An 18,381-nucleotide genomic window follows, 5' to 3' on the forward strand; every position below is an offset into this window, starting at 1 on the left:
ATTGCAGCATAGCCCTGTGCCGGAGTAGCAGCGAAAAGCGGGACCAATGTTGATACTGAGGTACAGCTTGTGTTCAATAAATGCCCCCCTGCCTCCCGCTTTGGCAAATAAGTTGTAGTCTGTACAAATATTTTGAAATTTTTAAAGTAATTTCACGCCAAATACAAGTTGCTGCCACGCCAATTGCATTTATTTTAATTTTTATTAATATGAGTATTGAGTCATCAAGGGGTTTGCAGCAGTTTAAAAATGCCGTGGGCATTAAATTCCAGCTGTATAACAGTTTATTTACTTCTCTCCCGTTCCATCGTATTGAAAAAACGGGGATACTACTCTCTTTGCTGCTAAATATGTGCGAAGAAGGGTATAAAAACAAAAAAAGCCCTACAGAGATCATCGACGATTTCTTTACAAAACACACCACTTATACAGACCCGAAAGACAGGCTCGACCTGTTATTTCGTTTCATACAATTTACAGAAAGGCAGATAGTATTGTTTGATGCATTGGAAGATGCTGCCTATAAAGATGTTAATGACACCAGCGGTGTGGGTACTTTAAAACATCTTGAAAGCGAAATCATTCAACACGGTAAAGAAGAAGAATTAACTGCTAAATTAAAAGACTTTGCGGTAAGGCTGGTACTAACGGCCCACCCTACCCAGTTTTATCCCGATTCTGTTTTAGGTATCATCAACGACCTGGCAAAAGCGCTGAAAGACAATGATACCCTGCAGGTAAATATGTATCTGCAACAATTGGGCAAAACACCTTTCTTTAAAAAACAAAAACCTACCCCATACGATGAGGCCATCAGCCTGATATGGTTTTTAGAAAATGTATTTTATTCTGCTGCCGGGAAAATAATTTCTTTCTTAAAGAGTCAGTTTCCGCAGTCGATTGATAATAACAACCCTATCATCAACATGGGCTTTTGGCCCGGTGGCGACAGAGATGGTAACCCTTTTGTAAATGCTGATATCACTTTAAAAGTGGCTGATGCATTGAGAGGCGGTATCATCAAATGTTATTACCTCGAAGTTCGTCGTTTAAAACGCAGATTAACTTTCAGAGGAGTGGAAGCATTACTGACCGACCTGGAAAATGAATTTTATAAAAACATTTTCATTCCGGGACAACGGACGGATCTTACCAAACAATATATCATTGATAAACTGACCAAGGTAAGAGAGACCATTATTTATGAAACCAATGGCTTGTTCCTACACCTGATAGATCACCTGATCAATAAAGTAAATGTTTTCGGATTGCATTTTGCCTCCTTAGACATTCGCCAGGAAAGTTCCGTACACAACACCGTACTGGAAGCCATCGCTGAAAAGTCTGAAGCATTGCCAAAAGATTATGCTTCGCTGTCTATAGAGAAAAAGATGGATGTACTTACCGCCATCAAAAACCCTGTTACAGAAGATATTCATTTTACCAATAACGTACAGGAAGATACTATGGATAGCATCCGTGCTATTAAAAAGATACAGGAAGCCAATGGCGAACTGGGTTGCAACAGGTATATCATCAGCCAGTGCAACAGTGCACTGAATGTACTGGAAGTATACGGGCTGTTCTTATTAAGCGGCTGGGATAAAAAATCATTAAGTGTAGATATCATTCCTTTGTTTGAAACAGTGGAAGATCTGCATTATGCTGCTGAAGTAATGAAGACATTATACTCCAATAAAGTATATGCCAAACATTTAAAACAAAGAAATAGCCGCCAGACCATCATGTTGGGCTTTAGCGATGGAACCAAAGATGGTGGCTACTTTATGGCCAACTGGGGTATCTATAAAGCAAAAGAACAACTGACAGCTGTTTCCAGAGAATATGATATTGATGTAGTGTTCTTCGACGGTCGTGGTGGCCCACCATCAAGAGGCGGTGGTAAAACACATAATTTCTATGCATCAATGGGTAATAACATTGCCAACAAAGAAATTCAACTAACGGTACAGGGACAAACGATCAGTTCTAACTTCGGAACAATTGATGCCGCACAATTTAACCTGGAAAAATTATTGCATGCCGGTATCTCTAACGATCTTTTCAATAACCGACACGTTACGTTAGAGCAAAAAGACGAAGCATTGTTACAACAACTGGCAGATGAAAGTTTTGCTAAATATATTTCGCTGAAGAGCCATCCTTATTTTGCAGATTATTTATCGCAGGTAAGTCCGCTGAAATTTTACAGCGAAACCAATATCGGCAGCCGTCCTGCAAAACGTACGGCTTCTGCAAAACTTACACTGAAAGATCTTCGTGCTATTCCTTATGTAGGTGCATGGGCACAGTTAAAGCAAAATGTAACGGGTTATTTTGGTGTGGGTACTGCCCTGCAGGCAATGGAGAAAAAAGGTAAATTCAACGAATTAAAGAAACTATACAAAAACTCTTTGTTCTTTAAAACATTGATGGATAACTGTGAGATGGCGATGAAGAAAAGTTTCTTTCCGTTAACGGCATACCTTGCAGATGACCCTAAGTACGGTGAAATATGGACCACCATTTACAATGAGTATTTATTAACGCAGCAATACGTGTTAAAACTTTCGGGCAAATATGAATTGATGGGAGATTTTCCTGTAGACAATTTATCGATCGCTATGAGAGAAAGAATTGTATTACCGATATTGACCATTCAACAATACGCCATTAATAATATCAGGGAGCTGGATGATAAACTGATATCCAACTCACCGCTGAAACCCACTTACGAAAAGCTGGTAATGCGTTCTTCGTTTGGTATCATTAATGCCGGAAGAAATTCTGCGTAAACAAATTTTTTATGATAGCAAGTCAGGTACTTTGTACCTGACTTTTTTATGTGACGGGCTGTGGTACTGCTATTAAGCTTCAGTGGCGTCGCACTCTTGTGCGATATATCATTATTGAGCAACGGAATCGCTACAGAAAAAAATCATTGCATACCAGTATGCAACCTTTATTTGGATTTTTTCATCTATGGAAAAAATCCGCTAGCAATGAGATTTATCCAACACTACCTGTTCATGCTGATCTTATTTTTTACGCAAACGGTTCTCTCTCAAAATTATTCACCCTGGCAACATCCCGTCATTAAAGCAGCAGATCAGTACACTCCCGGATTCCTTGCACTTCATCACGCTACGGATGATGATCATTACATCCCACTTGCAATATTTGATACCCAAAAACAGCAACTATATTATGTCACCACTTTCGGAAAGATATTCGATTCCATTGCTGTTGGCCCCAAACTGGCGGAACAAATTGCCCTCAAAAATGTAGATGTATTTGATTATTTCTCCCGGCTGTTTACGATGGATTGCCTGGAGGAGATACATGCAATGAGGACACTTGTAACCATTCATGCCAACGACCTGAAAAAATACCTGCCCGAAAATTCTTTTATAAATTATACACCCCTGCTATCAGCTCCCGGTTCATCAGACAAACTATCCCTGCTTGATAATTATGAAAGATCGATCTGGCAGCAGTGCATCTTAATGAACACAATACTCTATCAGCCGGTAAATATCTATGAAAAAAAAGATAGCCTGAAAAACTATGAGCAGTCCAAATTAAAACTGCAGCGGGAAAACAACGGTAATGCTGTTCAATATGTGGGATATATCAATAACAATTCAATACTCTCGAAAGCTGTTTTAAATATGACAACAGCCACTGTTTATATTTATGATAAAAAAAATATCGTTGCAGACAGCTTTAAAATAAAACCAACAAGATTGCATGAAATAGATCCTGAAAAAGCTGACCTGTTTGCCATATACCGCAGCTGGCTGCAATGGCAATTAGCATACACCTGTACGTTTTTGCAAAAGCAGGCGGCTACCAATAAAAGAAAAACAGCAGCCGCAGATATGAGCAGCAAGCTGGTAAGGCCGGCACAGGAGCACATAAAATTGTTGCAGCAAAAAATATCTTATACCTTAATACCCGATATGACGATACCTTTACTGGATCTGATGGAAAAGGCAATGACCGATGTAAGAAAAAAATGGTCTAACAGCACCGGATGGCAGGATATTGGTATCGGCACTTCGGAGGTATTTTATGTTACAAGAGGAAATAAACAATATAATTTAACCAACCAGGTTGGGAATGTAATGGCAACTGTATCAGATAAAAAGATATACAAAACCATTACCAACAGCAGTGGTAACGGATATAGCAACACGATAGGTTTGTTTGTGCCGGATGTGGTAACGGCCACTGATTACTATCCCGGCGGTATGCAGATGCCGGGAAGGATCTACCCGGTACCACAGAACGAGCAAATACAGCCTGTTACTAACGGCGGTAGTGCTACAGCGCCAATAATACTATACAAGCATAGTTTTGAAGGAACTCCAATTGGTAGTAAGCCTTATGTAGCAGCGCCAAATACTATTGACAGCCATTTGAATAATAGTAGCTGGACTACCTCTCAACCAAGCTTTGGTAATTATGATGGAGTAACAGGTAAATCATTATCGCTCCCTACTGCTACACCAACTGAAAGTACTATTACACTTACATTTAACCTGAGCAGTGGGTATACAATTAATGTAAGCAGTTTTAGTTTTTATTGTCGTAATGGAGGCAGTTCCGGTTATCAGCAATGGCAGCTATCTGTTAATAATGTAAATGTTGGCAATGGTAATATTACAGGGAGCTTTGCATTAAATACAGTTAACTTATCTGGTCCGGCAACTTTTAGTGGGACAGTAAAAGCAGTATTAACCCTGAGTGGAGGAAATCATGGCTCAACCAATGTATTCAGGCTGGATGATTTTACGCTGAACGGATACATGCAGCAGTTGCCCGGTGCTGTTAGTAATGCAAGTGCAACAGATAAAGCGAAATATCCTTATAGTATTAATGGGCAAATGAGGAGTGATGAGATTGTGGTGAATACTACTACGGCAGAGTTTGGAGAATATGATAGTAGATTGATGAGAAGATGGAACCTAGATCCTAAACCAGATGTTTCAGTTTCACCTTATACCATGTATTCAAATAACCCTATTATTTACTCTGACATAGCTTTAGATACACCACGCAATGCTGGTAATGGTCAGTTAGGGCAACAATTTAGGTTTACCAATGATGGGACAATTGGAGATGGAAGTAGTACCGACCCTACATTCCTAAACATGCAAAATAGTTTTTTAGCTAATTTAAATCAACAAATTAACCAAGGGGGACATACATATAATGGGAATAATGTATCATTGAATACGAGTGATCCTTTAGCCACAGTTATAAACGTTACGTTTGGAGCCACGGGAACTTCACATTCAAGTATGGCCGGAAGTAGTATGTATATTAGTCTGTCAGATATGAGTGACAATGCTAATGTTTCTACACATGAATGGTTGCATACTGCAGGATTGATGGATAGGTATTACGAATTATATGGTAGAGCTAATGGAGCAAAAGGAGAACAATTTGTTGAAAAGCAGAGGGCTAATATTACAGTTCCAATGGGAATCTTGCCTTCTGGGCATGATGATAATCATAATGGAATGGCAAATATGATGAGTAATTTAGGTAACCAAATCACTTCCATGCAATGGGGAATTGTGTATAATCTGCAAAGCACTGGCAGAACGGAAGAATCTCTGGGTACTTTAGGGAAAGTATCTTTTGTATATACCTATGATTTTACCTATAATTCGGGATATATGAAGGCTCTTAGGCAGAGAGCTTTAAAAGCAACAAGTAGTTTATTGATAGCACAAACCAACAGAATAGCTTTTTCATCTACCAGTGCTTTTTCAATGAAGGGGCTAAATGGAACAACATTACTTGCTGTTCCGAGTGACCAACAATCTGAATTACCAGCTAGATTAAACAATTATATAATTCATACAAAATCCGGCAACATTTTGGGGTCAGATTTTTACTCAAATTTACAATGGGAAAAAGATCAATTAAATACAATCCAACGCTAATATGAAAGTTTGTTTATTTATTATAATATTGGTATTCGCTTCGGGGGCATTATACTCACAACAAAGAATTGTTAGAGGGGCATTCACCCCAACGTATACCTATCAATTTAATTTGTTCGAAAAGAAATTTATCGGTAGGATAAATATGATATCAAATTTCTTCTATCAAAAACCGAATAATCCATTTACTGATACCTTAAATTTTATATCTGATAGGGATGGGGTTTATGATATAAATGATACAGCAAAAAATAAGCTGGATAATTTGTTAGATGGGATATATTTTGACACATCTGTTTTTAATGGTAAAAAAATAAATGTTATTGATAGTTCTGGTCGTATTATTAAAATATTTGACACATCTTATAAATATTATACAGATAGTTTTATAGAAAGGACTTTGTTTTATCCAGAAATAAATTTTTTTATTCTTAAACAAAGCAAAAATCTTGATGTGGAGTGTCGTTATATAACAAGTTTATTTGATGACAAGAATAACATAAAGAGAATTACTCGTTATGGCAAAAAACACAAGGATATCTCATATAATAGTATAATAAAATATTTGGGGGAAGAAATCTTTTCTGATATGTATGAATTTAGTTACAAGAAAATAAAAAAAGAAAAAAAAATCACTAGACTAAATTACTATAGGTCGGATGAAAAAACTGGAAAAAAGATTCTTTATGCATCAAATGAATATTTTTATGGCAAAAATAATTTACTAAAAAAAACAGTTTTTAAACAGTTTAATGGAATTGCGAAAATAGAAGCTGTGATAAAATTTAATTACTATCCACAATGAGAGGGTTTCATAATAGTGATTTAGTTTCTCTTCCCCGCAACGTCTCTCACCGAGCCCAAGTAGCATAGCCGAGGACGTTTTACGGTACCCTATACAATACAAATGAAGCCGGGAATTATTTATGGGCACTATCACTTAGTTATAATGGAGTTATTTTAGATCCTAAATCTCTAGCAGAAGCTGGATCCAATATACAATTTAGACACGACGAACCTAATGAAAAAAAGGCGATTCAAGCGGGTATGAATAAGGGCTCCAACTTTGTGTTGTCGTCAGAAGAAGAAAAGTATTACGAAGATGTTTCAAATCGATATTGTGAGGATTACTCTGATTTTCATAAGGATAATGAAACAGGGATTTACCGACCGTCGAATACATTAGGATATCTTAAGGAGTTTAGGGAAAGAGAAGGGGTACAACCTACTATTCCAACCACCCCCTATTAACCGCATCAATTTTTTATATGAAATGTAGTATCATTTTTCTTGCATGTGCTTTTACTGCTATCACACTCAGTAGTTGTAAAAATAAAAATTACGAGCATGTTTTAATTGAAAAATTTAAAGCAGATAAACCAGCATTTCAAAAAATGCAGGATGAAATAATTTTAAAGTATTTTTCTGATACCTCAGAATTGCAAAAAAATAATCGAATTTCCTTTTTATTATGCAATGAATCTAAAAAAAGAATACATAATGATTATAGAATTTGTGATTCTATGATATCTAGCTGGATGAAAATGGAAGGAGTTGTAGCAATAAATTTTGAAAATGGGGGATGTGGAATTAACAAAAAATTTGATCTAGTTATATTTGAATTATTAAATTCATCTATTGATAATTATACTTATTACTATTATTATAGTTACTGCAATGAGTATAAAACTGCTCTTGAGACTGAAGGATGCAAAAGTATTCCACTAGCCAATAATTGGAGTTTGTTTATTGAAAAAAAATAGCCCAGCTAGCTGTAGTAAAGACGAAGTGGACACCTTAGAAGGAAAAAAAGGGTCATCTTACCTAAAGTAATAAGCGAAGAAAAAATAATTGCCGGTCTTTTAAAAATCGAAAACCTTAAACATAAAGCTATATTGATGACAGCCTATAGTGCCGGCCTAAGAGTAAGTGAAGTAGTCTCCTTAAAAATCACGGACATAAATAGCGATAGAATGCAGATCACTATTAGTAATGCAAAAGGCAAAAAAGACAGAGTGGCGACGCTCAGCAAAGCAGTTTTAGAGATTTTAAGAGAATACTTTGTAGCATATAAACCCAAAAATTGGTTATTTGAGGGGCAGTTTGCAGGTGAACATTATAATACCAGATCTGCTCAAATAATTTTTAAAGAGGCTTCCGCCGTTGTTGGTCGCCTGACCAACAACATTTGATATAAATGTTTTTCCTCGCTGTCACAGATATGCAGCATGGATAAGTAGCGCTGGCATATCTGTGCCAGCAAGAGATTGTTGATTTCTACTCTGACAAAATCGATTTCTTTAGTGAAGTTGTTGATTTCTCTCTTGCAGTTGTCGATTTCCGTCTTGGAGTTATTGATTTCCGCTCCGACAAAATCGATTTCTACACTGACAGAATCGATTTCTGCTCCGACAATGTTGATTTCTCTCTTGCAGTTGTCGATTTCCGTCTTGGAGTTATTGATTTCCGCTCTGACAGAATCGATTTCCACTCTGACAGTATCGATTTCTGCTCCGACAAAATCGATTTCTGCTCTGACAAAATCGATTTCTCCTCAGACAAAATCGATTTCCACTCTGACAGTATTGATTTCTGCTCCGACAAAATCGATTTCTGCTCTGACAGAATCGATTTCTGCTACGTATTGCTTAGTTTTTAATAATAGATATTCTTATCCTCCCCTTACCAAGGCCACTTATTTGTGCTGCATATATCCCGCTATAGCCAATGCGTTTCCCCCATTGTTATAAGTAAACCGCTTCGCAATTTTTTAAACTTTACCTATATTTAAGGTAAATCTGCATATTTAAACACACAGATACAATGACAAGAAATTCAGTTATCGCAAACCGGATCAGGGAAGTTCTTTTAAACGGTAAATGGATCGCCAATACAAATTTTAAAGAACAAATATTAAGTGTGAGCTGGCAACAGGCTATTCAAAAAGTTGATACACTTAATACCATCGCTTTATTAACCTATCATATAAACTATTACCTGGCCGGTCTGCTAAACGTGTTTAACGGAGGGGCTCTTGAGATCAGAGACAAATACAGTTTTGACCTTCCGCCAATCAGATCTGAAAAAGATTGGCATACATTGGTCAACGATTTTTTACACAATGCCGAGTTGTTTGCCAATAAGGTGGAGCAAATGGATGAAACCATGTTAGACCAACCATTTGAAGACAAAAAATACGGCACTTATTTAAGAAACATAGAAGGGGTTATTGAACACAGTTATTATCATTTAGGGCAAGTGGCTTTACTAAGAAAGATGATCCAGCAATAAAAAACCTACAATAGATCTGCATCAAAATAAACAAAACACCATGCTCATACAGACCTTACTATCTCTTTTTGAAAGAGATCTGAACAAACTGATCGCTGAGATCAACCTTTATAAAAAGGAAGAAAATATATGGCGGACAGAAAAAAACATTTCAAATTCGGCAGGGAATTTAGCACTGCATCTAATCGGAAACCTAAATACTTATATCGGAAAAGAGATCGGAAAAACTACTTATGTCAGAAACCGAGAACTTGAATTTTCTCAAAAAAATATTGCAAGACAAGAGCTGATCGAAAAATTAAATGACACCATCAGTGTGGTTAAAAAATCGCTTGCTACCCTAACAAGCGAGGATCTAAATAGCGAGTACCCTATTTTGGTGTTTGCAGAAAAGACAACAACCGAATATTTATTGGTTCATCTGTCCACTCATTTGGCTTATCATCTTGGACAAGTCAATTATCACAGGCGACTGATAGAGGAGTAAAACCCACCACAACAACGGCCAGGCAACAAGTTACTCAAACGATTATACGAAACTGCTCCAACAAACCATACAGGCTTCTCTCTCCCATTTACATGACTTTCATCATGTATCCCTCTAATGTAACTAAAGTTACAACACCCCTATTTTGGCTGCGATAATTTTACCATACAGATCACAACAATCAGTCAACTATATAAATAATAACAGTATGGAAATTTTAGTGGTTGGGGGCAATTTCGCAGGATTCACTGCAGCCCTCGAATTAAAAAGAAAATTAAAAAACAGGGCAACAGTAACAGTTATCGACAGAAGCGAAGACTTTTTGTATGTTCCCTCATTGATATGGGTGCCGCTCAAAAGAAGAGAGGTAAGTGAGATCAGTATTCCCAGAAGAAGTGTGCTGGAAAAAAAAGGAGTAAAATTTGTTTGCACCACTGCATTAAAAGTTGATCCCGATGATCAGATACTATATACAGAAAAAGGCAATTTCAATTATGATCAGTTGATCATTGCCACCGGCCCTAAAGTGAACTTTGATATTGCTCCCGGTGTAAGAGAACATTGCTGTTATATCGGCACACCTGTTGGTGCAATGAAGACAAGAGAAAAGCTGGAAGCATTCAAACAACAACCCGGCCCTATTGTAATTGGTGCCACACAAAGCGCCGGTTGTATGGGTGCTGCGTATGAATTTTTATTCAACATAGAAAAATGGTTAAGGGAACAAAAGATCAGGAACAAAGTAGATCTGTATTGGGTTACTCCTGAAGACTACCTGGGACATTTTGGAATAGACGGAATGCCCGGCGGAGAAAGTATGCTGAAAGCTTTTATGAAAATGTTCAACATTCATTACCGTACACAGGTTGGTGTGGAAGAAGTAACAGACCATAGCATCAGACTTACCAATGGCGAAACCATTGAAACAAAATTTGTGATGTTGATGCCGCCGTTCATCGGAGTAGATTTTATAAAAGATTCTCCTAAATTAGAAGCGATGACCAATGGCTTTTTGGATGTAGATGGAACATACCAGCACAAGAAATATAAAAATGTTTGGGCCGCAGGATTAACAGTAAATGTTACCGCTCCTTTCACTCCTGAAAAAGTACCGTATGCTGTTCCTAAAACGGGTTATCCCAGCGATGAAACTGGCAAGATCGTTGCAGAAAATATTGTACGCATTGCCAATGGCAACAATGAATTGAAATCAAAAAAATGGGGAGATATAGCAGGCTTATGTGTGATGGATGCCGGCAAAAAAGAAGTGTTGATATTGTCTAACAGATTATTTAAGCCAAGAAGTTTTGCTTTGATGTTGCCCAACGTATTGTATGATTTCACTAAAGTATTATTAGAGAAATATTTTTTGTGGAAAATGAGGAACGGATATTCTAATCTTCCCTGATGATCTTTATAGTTGTGTAGTGTAGCTGCCGGTGTTTCATTACACCGGCAGCTTTTTTATTTATTACAGCTCTCACTCCATCACCATCTTATTATATTTATTTCGGTACTCAACCGGCGTAAGGCCTGTTACTTTTTTAAATACCGTTCTGAAAGCTTTGGTATCAGTATATCCTACGTTGTACATCACTTCATTGATATTTTTGCGGCTGTTCTCAAAACTGCGTTTGGCCGATTCTATTTTCACCCGCTGAATATATTCCAGCACCGAATTATTAGTAGCCTGTTTAAATCTTCTTTCAAAACTTCTTCTGCCCAATGCTACCCTTTCGGCCAATTCATCTACAGCTATCCTGTCTTCAATATTTTTTTCAATGTATTCCTGTGCCTGTTTGATGGCATCATCAGTATGTTCTTTCTGTCCCTGAAACATGGCAAAAGCCGCCTGGCTGTTCCTGTCAATATCCACTGCAAAATATTTCGACGCAAGGATAGCCGTTTCTCTATCCGTATATTTTTCTACCAGGTGCAATAATAAACTCCAGTAAGAGTTGGCTCCCCCGCTTGAGTAGATACCCTGTTCTTCTGTGATCACACTTCCATCTACTAATTCCACTTCCGGAAACATGGCTCTGAATTCATTCGCTGCATTCCAATGAGTGGAACATTTTTTACCATTCAATAAACCCGTAGATGCCAGCAAGAAAGCACCGATACAAAGCGATGCCACCTCTGCTCCTTTCTTATGCTGGCTAACGATCCACGGAACAGCTTTTTTATTCAACGCCAATGCGGTGGCAATATCTCCACTGATGGCCGGAACAAATATCAGGTCGGTCTTTTTTACCTCATTCAATAACTGATCGATATGCACTGTAAATAAACTGTTGTGTAGTTTAACCTCTTTGGTCAATCCCACCAGCTTGATATTGAACAATGGTTTTTTACCCGAAGCTTCTAAAAATTGATTCACTGCTTTAAACATATACAGCGGATCAGCCACTGCTTCAATGATAGCCGTTTCGGGCACAAGAATTGATACATTTTTCATTCCATAAATATAGAATTTTTTATTGTCGCAAAACACCCATCAATTGTCGTTTTTGCACATTTTGTTATATTATAAGTCATCGTATGTTTGCAATACTAAACCAAGCTTAACCTTCAAAACATAAACAATGAAAACATTAACCGCTTTAACCAAGATCACAGTTGAAGCAAGTATAGATGCTCCTGTAGAAAAAGTATGGCAACTTTTTACCAGCCCGGAACATATTGTAAAATGGAACAATGCCTCCGAAGACTGGCATACCACCAAAGCTGAAAACGACTTACGGGTTGGTGGCACATTTTCTTCCCGTATGGAAGCCAAAGATGGCAGCTTTGGTTTCGACTTTGGCGGTGTATACACCAAAGTAGTACCGAATGAAGAGATTGCCTATACATTAGGCGATAACAGAAAAGTAGTCATCGTGTTTACCGTATCTCACCACAAAACCATCGTGACCGAAACTTTTGAAGCAGAACAAACCAACCCTATCGACATGCAGAAACAAGGCTGGCAATCGATAATGAACAATTTTAAAAAATATGTAGAAAACAACTAATCTTCTTTATATGAAAAAGACAAAAATAATTTACTGGGTCTTCACTATTCTGTTTGCCGCATTCATGGCATTTACTGCCATTCCCGATGTACGGTTAACTCCCGAGGCAGTTGCGTTTATGAAAACCCTTGGCTACCTTGATTATTTCACCCGTTTTATCGGTGTGGCAAAAATACTGGGTTGTATAGCCATCTTAATTCCCGGGTTTCCTAAAATAAAAGAATGGGCTTATGCAGGTTTGTTCTTTGACTTGATAGGTGCTACTTATTCTGTGATCGCAATATATGGCGTATCTCCGCAAATATCTTTTATGCTGCTTCCATTTGCATTAGGGATAATTTCTTACATCTATAATAACAAAGTGTATAACAACTAAAAACATCCCCATGTCAAATAATATTTATCCCTGCCTATGGTTTGATGGACAGGCCAAAGCAGCTGCAGAATTTTACTGCACCGTTTTCAACAATTCAAAAATAACAGCCGAAAATCCGATGGTGGTAACTTTCGAATTAGACGGAAAAAAATTTATGGGATTGAACGGTGGACCAATGTTCAAGTTTAATGAAGCAATCTCATTTGTAGTAAACTGCGATACACAGGAAGAAATTGACCATTACTGGAATAAATTGACCGAAGGCGGAGAAGAAAGTATGTGCGGATGGCTGAAAGATAAATTTGGTGTGTCATGGCAGATCGTGCCAAAGATCATCGGTCAGTTGATGAGTGATCCTGAAAAAGCAGCAAAGGTATCTGCAGTATTATTTAAGATGAGAAAACTGGATATTAATGCATTGGTGAATGCATAAAACATTTTGATATGAAGCAGTTGACTCCTTTACATGTTGACGAGTATATCTCTAGCTTTCCTGAAGATGTACAGGAAAAATTACAGCAGCTGAGAGCCATCATAAAAAAAGCCGCTCCAAATGCAGAAGAACTCATCAGCTATAAAATGCCGGCATACAAACTACATGGTGTGCTGGTTTATTTTGCAGCTTACAAAAATCATATTGGTTTGTATGCCACTCCTACAGCACATAGTCAATTCAAAAAAGAATTATCTGCTTACAAAACAGGAAAAGGCTCTGTACAATTTCCATTAGATAAGCCAATGCCTTACAGCCTGATCACAAAGATCGTAAAGTATAAGGTGCAGCAAAATTTACAGCAAGTAAAAAAGAAACCGTGACCACTTCAATTGCACCATACCTTACTTTCAATGGCAATTGCCGTGCAGCCATGAAATTTTACCAGCAATGTTTGGGCGGAGAACTCTCCTTACAAACAATTGGTAAATCGCCAATGGCAGATAAACTGCCGAGAGAGATGAAAAATTCAATTCTTCATGCGGTATTATCAAAAGGAGCAATTTCTATAATGGCTTCGGATATGGTGGCAGATAAGGGCCTGATCAAAGGCAATACAGTTTCGCTGCTGCTACACTGTAACAGCGAAAAAGAGATACGCTCATTGTACGAAAAACTATCTAAAGGCGGAGAAAAAACACACCCCCCGGAAACTTCTTTCTGGGGGGCATTATTTGGAGATCTTACGGATAAATATGGAGTGCAATGGCTACTGCATTACCCTTTAAAAAAATAGCCGTTTTGTTAGTTCTGTTTCCTTACATATTTTGTGAGGATAACAATCAGTTGTCCTTCAATTTTTCCTTCTATCTGTTCTGTATTATCTTCTACAACACGAATGTTTTTTACCACCGTACCCATTTTTGCATTTAAGGTAGAGCCTTTTACATCCAATGATTTTGTCAACACCACCGTATCGCCGTTCTGCAAAATATTTCCGTTAGCATCTTTATGCAGATCTACACTGCCATCATTATCATGATCGCCGGTAGCTTTTGCCCAGGCCAACCTTTCATCATCCAAATACATCATATCTAAATTATCTGCTGCCCAGCTTTCATTTCTTAACCGGTTCAACATACGCCATGAAACAACCTGCACACCCGGTACTTCACTCCACATACTCTCTGTTAAACAATTCCAATGACTGCTATTTAACTCTGCTCTCTTTTCAATCTGCGCTTTGCATGTTTCACATACTATGATACAATCATCTTCACTCTTGTTTGATGACGGCGGAACTTCATATATAGTAAGTGAATTTTCTGATTTACATAATTCGCATTTGTTTTCGCTTCTGTTTAGCAGTACATCTTCGAGTTTCATATTTTTTAATTTAAAATTCGGGCAAAGGTAATCAAATGGAATTTCATTTTTTATGACCAAGGTTTTTATTTAAGAATTGTACCATTTCCAAAATATCTTATATCTTCGTGCCATATTAATCCTACCATTAAGCCTTTCCCAATTTGTAGATTTTCTTCCACAGTTGCCCCTGAAAAACTATAGTGTTTAATCTGTAATCAGTAGTACTGAGACTTTTTTATTTGGCATTTAATTTGAAACTATTTCAATCATGAGAAAACATCACATCCTTTTAAGCTTTATTATCATTTGCCTGTTGGCATCTTGTGCAACGTCTAAAGAAGCCCGTACGTATAAGAGTTTAATAGACGGCAACTGGCAGTTACAAACCGTAGTTACTGAAGGTATTACCGGGAAAGTAAAGATCGATCTGTTCAATGAAGCAGACTTTCAGTGCTTTGTAGGTACAAGCTGGACGTTTGATTACAGAAGAAGCCTGGGAACCTATACTACCAGTAATACCAACAATTGTTTTTCTGTAAAAAGAAATTTCCGTTGGAGCATTTACGAAGCCCCGGGAGAACCTAAACTCTTTCAGTTTAAAAGACTGGATGAAAAACTAAAAGAAATGGACAATGGTGATGGTTATAGATTTACCATTGTGCAGTTGGATAAAACTACCATGCAGCTGAAATCAACTATAACTTTTGAAAATAAACCTGCTGCGATCATCTACAATTTTACAAAAAACTAACAACTAAATAATAATGAAAAACAGAACCGGAAATATACTATTAACAGCTGCATCAATGATGTTGCTGATAAGCAGTTGCCAAACAACAAAGAAAGCTACTAATCAGGATAAAGGTGTGGCCATAGGTGCAATCGGAGGCGGTATCATTGGTGGTATCCTTGGTAACAATGTAGGTAATAAAAACAATACTGCATTAGGCGTATTGATTGGTGGTGTTGTTGGCGGTGTTGCCGGCGGTATCATTGGTAACAAAATGGATCGTCAGGCTGAAAAAATAAAAACAGAAATACCCGGAGCAAAAGTTGAGCGTATCGGAGAAGGTATCAACGTAACTTTTGATGAAAATAATCCTGATGGAAGTAAAGCAGGTGTATATTTTGAAACTAATAAATATGCTATCAGCGCTAATTCAAAACTGGCATTGGATAAACTGCAAAAAATATTTGCTGAATATCCGGAAACAAATATTCTGATAGAAGGACATACAGATAATGTAGGGACTGATGCATACAATTTAAGTCTTTCTCAAAGAAGAGCAGATGCTGTAGGCGATTATCTAAAAGCTGTAGGTGTTCCTGCATCAAGATTAACGATCAAATGGTATGGAGAGTCTCAACCAATAGCACCTAACGATACAGATGCAAACAGGGCTTTGAACAGACGTGTACAATTTGTTATTACTGCAAACGAAAAAATGAAAGCCGAAGCAAAAGCTGAAGCCGAAAAAAATTAGACCTTGGGTACTTATATCCCTCAATGGAAACAGCATCTTACAGATGCTGTTTTTTTTGTATAAGCTATGTTCAGTAGTTGGTCAGTTTGAAAATTATAATAAGAACTGTTTTATAGGTAAATGTTCTTCTGTTACTTTTTTTGCGGAAAAAAAGTAACTCCCGAAATAATCGGGACAGGCGCCAAAGCCGCCCCAAAACGATTACATCCCGTTTTGGGGATGGTTCCCTGATTAAACTTTTGTACTTCCCGAGACTACGCTCGGGATTTTCAAACTGTAAACTGAACATTGGTAATTCTACATTACATGATATTTTAAAACTGACCCACTACTCTATGCTTAATATCCCTAAAAAAACTGATCAAACAATGCTAAACAATAACCTGGACTATCCGTCACCAGAGACATCAAATCCATTATACAGAAGGATCTCGAGCTAAATTGCAGGCTCTTTTAGTCAATAACCATCATCCAACTATAAGTGTAAATACGTAAATTATTTTTGCTTCATTGTCTGTTTTTAATTTTGTAAAAAACAAACTATGAAAGCTAATCTGGTAATAATTCATCTAGCTACAATTGCGCTAAACAGCCTTGCAGGGATAATCATCAGCGACTATAAAATGATGAATATGGTCTATGCTAATCTGAGTATCATCTTTTCATTAATGGTATTGAAATGTCTCAAAAGCAGTTCAAAAAATCATAGATTTTATCTCTTATTTTTTTTCATGATCAACTTGTTGGGAATAGTACAATTTTTATGTGCAGTAACTTTCCCTAATGAAGTTTTAGACAGCATGCAATTTGTTATTCTGCTTGCAACGCTCACACTCCAAACTGCTATATTGGTTCAGGCTAGCAGAATATAACAATTTAGTATTAGTAATCGGCATGAAATAATGTAAATGCAATGATGCAATTGCTTAACTACCATATACGTCCGTAAGTTCCCGGAACGGCGTGATCACCTTCTATAAAGTCGAAGTTCACATACCTGATCCCTTTTAATTCTGTTAGTGTATATATCGCAGTAGACACATAACTATTTGATCCGCTGGTGCCCATCTGTTGGGTTAACACATTACTATCAGGTATCTTTATAAAAATAGTATCATGTGCTGTTTTTATAAAATCAATATGAATATCGGGCCAGGTATTATTTAGAATGGAGATGAGTTTTTGTGGAGTTAATGTATCACTATTTACTTCTCTTAATTTGATCATGGTATCTTTCTTCAAAACGGAATCAAAATCCATTTTCCAGATTGCCTGAGAAGAGTTATCTATATTGATAGAGTCTGTGGAATTATTTAATGAGTCAATTTCCTTTGTTTGTTCATCTGTAGTAGATGTACAGGAATAACACAAAACAAACAGAAGCCCGATAAATACAAAAGGTAGTTTCATGAGCTGAAATTGATCAGTAAGCCTTTATCCCGATGTATTGGGAACAATGATTTAATCTTGTTGAAAATACTCTACCGCCAACGCATAGCCTTTTAATCCTAGCCCGCTGATAACACCAATGCTTTTTGCTGACACGTGAGATAATTTTCTAAAATCTTCTCTGCCGAAAATATTTGAGATATGCACTTCTATCACCGGAGTTTTAATAGCAGCAATCGCATCCCCAATGGCTACAGACGTATGTGTGTAGGCCGCAGGATTAATAATGAGCCCGTCATATGAAAAGCCAACACGTTGTATCTCATCTACCAACTCTCCTTCTATATTACTCTGGAAATAATGGAATTCAACCGTAGGGAATTTCTGCTTTAATGATTCAAAAAAAGCATCGAAGGTCTGAGCTCCATAAATACTGGTTTCTCTTGTTCCTAATAAGTTGAGATTGGGTCCGTTGATAATGGCTATCTTCATATCCACGAATTTAAAAGAATTACACTAATTACACTAATTTTTACACCGCTGATAAATAAAACGATCCTGTAATTAGTTGAAATCAGTGTA

General features: G+C 37.2%; 22 protein-coding genes. 17 read left to right on the plus strand and 5 right to left on the minus strand.

The annotated features are described in order from the left end of the window. Positions 1–209: 209 nt before the first annotated feature. From LK994_RS13515 to LK994_RS14615, 6 genes are all read left to right on the plus strand, one after another. A complete protein-coding gene (locus LK994_RS13515) occupies positions 210–2,795 on the plus strand; it encodes a phosphoenolpyruvate carboxylase (protein ID WP_229760625.1) in 2,586 nt (861 codons plus the stop codon). 207 nt (positions 2,796–3,002) lie between these two features. Next, positions 3,003–5,957 (plus strand): RHS repeat domain-containing protein, encoded by a 2,955-nt coding sequence (locus LK994_RS13520; RefSeq protein WP_229760626.1) that lies wholly within the window; start codon positions 3,003–3,005, stop codon positions 5,955–5,957. Positions 5,958–6,102: 145 nt separating this feature from the next. After that, the gene (locus LK994_RS13525) at positions 6,103–6,762 is read left to right on the plus strand and encodes a hypothetical protein (protein WP_229760627.1); all 660 of its coding nucleotides are present in this window, start codon (positions 6,103–6,105) and stop codon (positions 6,760–6,762) included. Between the two features lie 242 nt (positions 6,763–7,004). Next, positions 7,005–7,208 (plus strand): hypothetical protein, encoded by a 204-nt coding sequence (locus LK994_RS13530; protein ID WP_229760628.1) that lies wholly within the window; start codon positions 7,005–7,007, stop codon positions 7,206–7,208. 17 nt (positions 7,209–7,225) lie between these two features. Then, positions 7,226–7,720: a hypothetical protein gene (locus tag LK994_RS13535; protein ID WP_229760629.1), complete on the plus strand. Its 495-nt coding sequence runs from the start codon at positions 7,226–7,228 to the stop codon at positions 7,718–7,720. A gap of 135 nt (positions 7,721–7,855) precedes the next feature. Next, complete coding sequence (locus tag LK994_RS14615) at positions 7,856–8,149, plus strand: tyrosine-type recombinase/integrase (RefSeq protein WP_394799433.1); 294 nt, start codon at positions 7,856–7,858, stop codon at positions 8,147–8,149. Here LK994_RS14615 and LK994_RS13540 read toward each other — a convergent pair. Then, complete coding sequence (locus tag LK994_RS13540) at positions 8,092–8,448, minus strand: hypothetical protein (protein ID WP_229760630.1); 357 nt, start codon at positions 8,446–8,448, stop codon at positions 8,092–8,094. The two genes, LK994_RS14615 and LK994_RS13540, sit on opposite strands and share 58 nt — an antisense overlap. 332 nt (positions 8,449–8,780) lie before the next feature. Between LK994_RS13540 and LK994_RS13545 the strand changes: the two genes are divergently transcribed. From LK994_RS13545 to LK994_RS13555, 3 genes are all read left to right on the plus strand, one after another. Continuing rightward, a complete protein-coding gene (locus LK994_RS13545; RefSeq protein ID WP_229760631.1) occupies positions 8,781–9,248 on the plus strand; it encodes a DUF1572 domain-containing protein in 468 nt (155 codons plus the stop codon). Positions 9,249–9,288: 40 nt separating this feature from the next. Then, positions 9,289–9,735, plus strand: a complete 447-nt coding sequence (locus LK994_RS13550) for a DUF1572 family protein (protein ID WP_229760632.1) — start codon at positions 9,289–9,291, stop codon at positions 9,733–9,735. Positions 9,736–9,943: 208 nt separating this feature from the next. Next, positions 9,944–11,143, plus strand: coding sequence for an NAD(P)/FAD-dependent oxidoreductase (locus LK994_RS13555; RefSeq protein WP_229760633.1), 1,200 nt, complete (start codon positions 9,944–9,946; stop codon positions 11,141–11,143). Between the two features lie 72 nt (positions 11,144–11,215). On the opposite strand, the gene LK994_RS13560 is transcribed toward LK994_RS13555, so the two are convergent. Next, positions 11,216–12,193 carry a GlxA family transcriptional regulator gene (locus tag LK994_RS13560; protein WP_229760634.1) on the minus strand — a complete coding sequence of 326 codons (978 nt, stop codon included), beginning with the start codon at positions 12,191–12,193 and terminating at the stop codon, positions 11,216–11,218. A gap of 127 nt (positions 12,194–12,320) precedes the next feature. On the opposite strand from LK994_RS13560, the gene LK994_RS13565 reads away from it, so the two are divergent. The 5 genes from LK994_RS13565 to LK994_RS13585 are packed head-to-tail and all read left to right on the plus strand — an operon-like array spanning position 12,321 to position 14,354. Further along, positions 12,321–12,749, plus strand: coding sequence for an SRPBCC family protein (locus LK994_RS13565; protein ID WP_229760635.1), 429 nt, complete (start codon positions 12,321–12,323; stop codon positions 12,747–12,749). A gap of 10 nt (positions 12,750–12,759) precedes the next feature. Then, positions 12,760–13,125, plus strand: coding sequence for a DoxX family protein (locus tag LK994_RS13570; protein WP_229760636.1), 366 nt, complete (start codon positions 12,760–12,762; stop codon positions 13,123–13,125). Between the two features lie 10 nt (positions 13,126–13,135). Beyond that, entirely contained in the window at positions 13,136–13,558 is a 423-nt protein-coding gene (locus tag LK994_RS13575; RefSeq protein WP_229760637.1) for a VOC family protein, read from the plus strand. Positions 13,559–13,569: 11 nt separating this feature from the next. Further along, positions 13,570–13,941 carry an iron chaperone gene (locus LK994_RS13580; protein WP_229760638.1) on the plus strand — a complete coding sequence of 124 codons (372 nt, stop codon included), beginning with the start codon at positions 13,570–13,572 and terminating at the stop codon, positions 13,939–13,941. After that, entirely contained in the window at positions 13,938–14,354 is a 417-nt protein-coding gene (locus LK994_RS13585) for a VOC family protein (protein ID WP_229760639.1), read from the plus strand. The genes LK994_RS13580 and LK994_RS13585 overlap by 4 nt, the downstream gene beginning before the upstream one ends. 8 nt (positions 14,355–14,362) lie before the next feature. Here LK994_RS13585 and LK994_RS13590 read toward each other — a convergent pair whose 3' ends face one another. Continuing rightward, positions 14,363–14,944 (minus strand): PhnA domain-containing protein, encoded by a 582-nt coding sequence (locus LK994_RS13590; protein WP_229760640.1) that lies wholly within the window; start codon positions 14,942–14,944, stop codon positions 14,363–14,365. 250 nt (positions 14,945–15,194) lie between these two features. On the opposite strand from LK994_RS13590, the gene LK994_RS13595 reads away from it, so the two are divergent. The 3 genes from LK994_RS13595 (at position 15,195) to LK994_RS13605 (ending at position 17,282) form a co-directional block, all read left to right on the plus strand. Continuing rightward, entirely contained in the window at positions 15,195–15,677 is a 483-nt protein-coding gene (locus LK994_RS13595) for a DUF5004 domain-containing protein (protein WP_229760641.1), read from the plus strand. A 13-nt stretch (positions 15,678–15,690) separates the two neighbouring features. Further along, a complete protein-coding gene (locus LK994_RS13600; protein WP_229760642.1) occupies positions 15,691–16,410 on the plus strand; it encodes an OmpA family protein in 720 nt (239 codons plus the stop codon). 542 nt (positions 16,411–16,952) lie between these two features. After that, entirely contained in the window at positions 16,953–17,282 is a 330-nt protein-coding gene (locus LK994_RS13605) for a hypothetical protein (protein ID WP_229760643.1), read from the plus strand. A 58-nt stretch (positions 17,283–17,340) separates the two neighbouring features. On the opposite strand, the gene LK994_RS13610 is transcribed toward LK994_RS13605, so the two are convergent. Next, positions 17,341–17,820: a hypothetical protein gene (locus LK994_RS13610; RefSeq protein WP_229760644.1), complete on the minus strand. Its 480-nt coding sequence runs from the start codon at positions 17,818–17,820 to the stop codon at positions 17,341–17,343. A 51-nt stretch (positions 17,821–17,871) separates the two neighbouring features. Then, positions 17,872–18,291: a type II 3-dehydroquinate dehydratase gene (gene aroQ, locus LK994_RS13615; protein ID WP_229760645.1), complete on the minus strand. Its 420-nt coding sequence runs from the start codon at positions 18,289–18,291 to the stop codon at positions 17,872–17,874. Positions 18,292–18,381 lie beyond the last annotated feature (90 nt).

It is taken from the genome of Ferruginibacter lapsinanis, assembly GCF_020783315.1.
Taxonomy (GTDB): Bacteria; Bacteroidota; Bacteroidia; order Chitinophagales; family Chitinophagaceae; genus Ferruginibacter; species Ferruginibacter lapsinanis.

Coding starts and splice junctions, on each gene's coding strand:
- LK994_RS13545 (WP_229760631.1), top strand. CDS start 8,781: ATGACAAGAAATTCAGTTATCGCAAACCGGATCAGGGAAGTTCTTTTA.
- LK994_RS13580 (WP_229760638.1), top strand. CDS start 13,570: ATGAAGCAGTTGACTCCTTTACATGTTGACGAGTATATCTCTAGCTTT.
- LK994_RS13610 (WP_229760644.1), bottom strand. CDS start 17,820: ATGAAACTACCTTTTGTATTTATCGGGCTTCTGTTTGTTTTGTGTTAT.
- LK994_RS13560 (WP_229760634.1), bottom strand. CDS start 12,193: ATGAAAAATGTATCAATTCTTGTGCCCGAAACGGCTATCATTGAAGCA.
- LK994_RS13570 (WP_229760636.1), top strand. CDS start 12,760: ATGAAAAAGACAAAAATAATTTACTGGGTCTTCACTATTCTGTTTGCC.
- LK994_RS13525 (WP_229760627.1), top strand. CDS start 6,103: ATGATATCAAATTTCTTCTATCAAAAACCGAATAATCCATTTACTGAT.
- LK994_RS13565 (WP_229760635.1), top strand. CDS start 12,321: ATGAAAACATTAACCGCTTTAACCAAGATCACAGTTGAAGCAAGTATA.
- LK994_RS13595 (WP_229760641.1), top strand. CDS start 15,195: ATGAGAAAACATCACATCCTTTTAAGCTTTATTATCATTTGCCTGTTG.
- LK994_RS13515 (WP_229760625.1), top strand. CDS start 210: ATGAGTATTGAGTCATCAAGGGGTTTGCAGCAGTTTAAAAATGCCGTG.
- LK994_RS13535 (WP_229760629.1), top strand. CDS start 7,226: ATGAAATGTAGTATCATTTTTCTTGCATGTGCTTTTACTGCTATCACA.
- LK994_RS13575 (WP_229760637.1), top strand. CDS start 13,136: ATGTCAAATAATATTTATCCCTGCCTATGGTTTGATGGACAGGCCAAA.
- LK994_RS13590 (WP_229760640.1), bottom strand. CDS start 14,944: ATGAAACTCGAAGATGTACTGCTAAACAGAAGCGAAAACAAATGCGAA.
- LK994_RS13520 (WP_229760626.1), top strand. CDS start 3,003: ATGAGATTTATCCAACACTACCTGTTCATGCTGATCTTATTTTTTACG.
- aroQ (WP_229760645.1), bottom strand. CDS start 18,291: ATGAAGATAGCCATTATCAACGGACCCAATCTCAACTTATTAGGAACA.
- LK994_RS13555 (WP_229760633.1), top strand. CDS start 9,944: ATGGAAATTTTAGTGGTTGGGGGCAATTTCGCAGGATTCACTGCAGCC.
- LK994_RS13605 (WP_229760643.1), top strand. CDS start 16,953: ATGAAAGCTAATCTGGTAATAATTCATCTAGCTACAATTGCGCTAAAC.
- LK994_RS13530 (WP_229760628.1), top strand. CDS start 7,005: ATGAATAAGGGCTCCAACTTTGTGTTGTCGTCAGAAGAAGAAAAGTAT.
- LK994_RS13550 (WP_229760632.1), top strand. CDS start 9,289: ATGCTCATACAGACCTTACTATCTCTTTTTGAAAGAGATCTGAACAAA.
- LK994_RS13600 (WP_229760642.1), top strand. CDS start 15,691: ATGAAAAACAGAACCGGAAATATACTATTAACAGCTGCATCAATGATG.
- LK994_RS14615 (WP_394799433.1), top strand. CDS start 7,856: ATGACAGCCTATAGTGCCGGCCTAAGAGTAAGTGAAGTAGTCTCCTTA.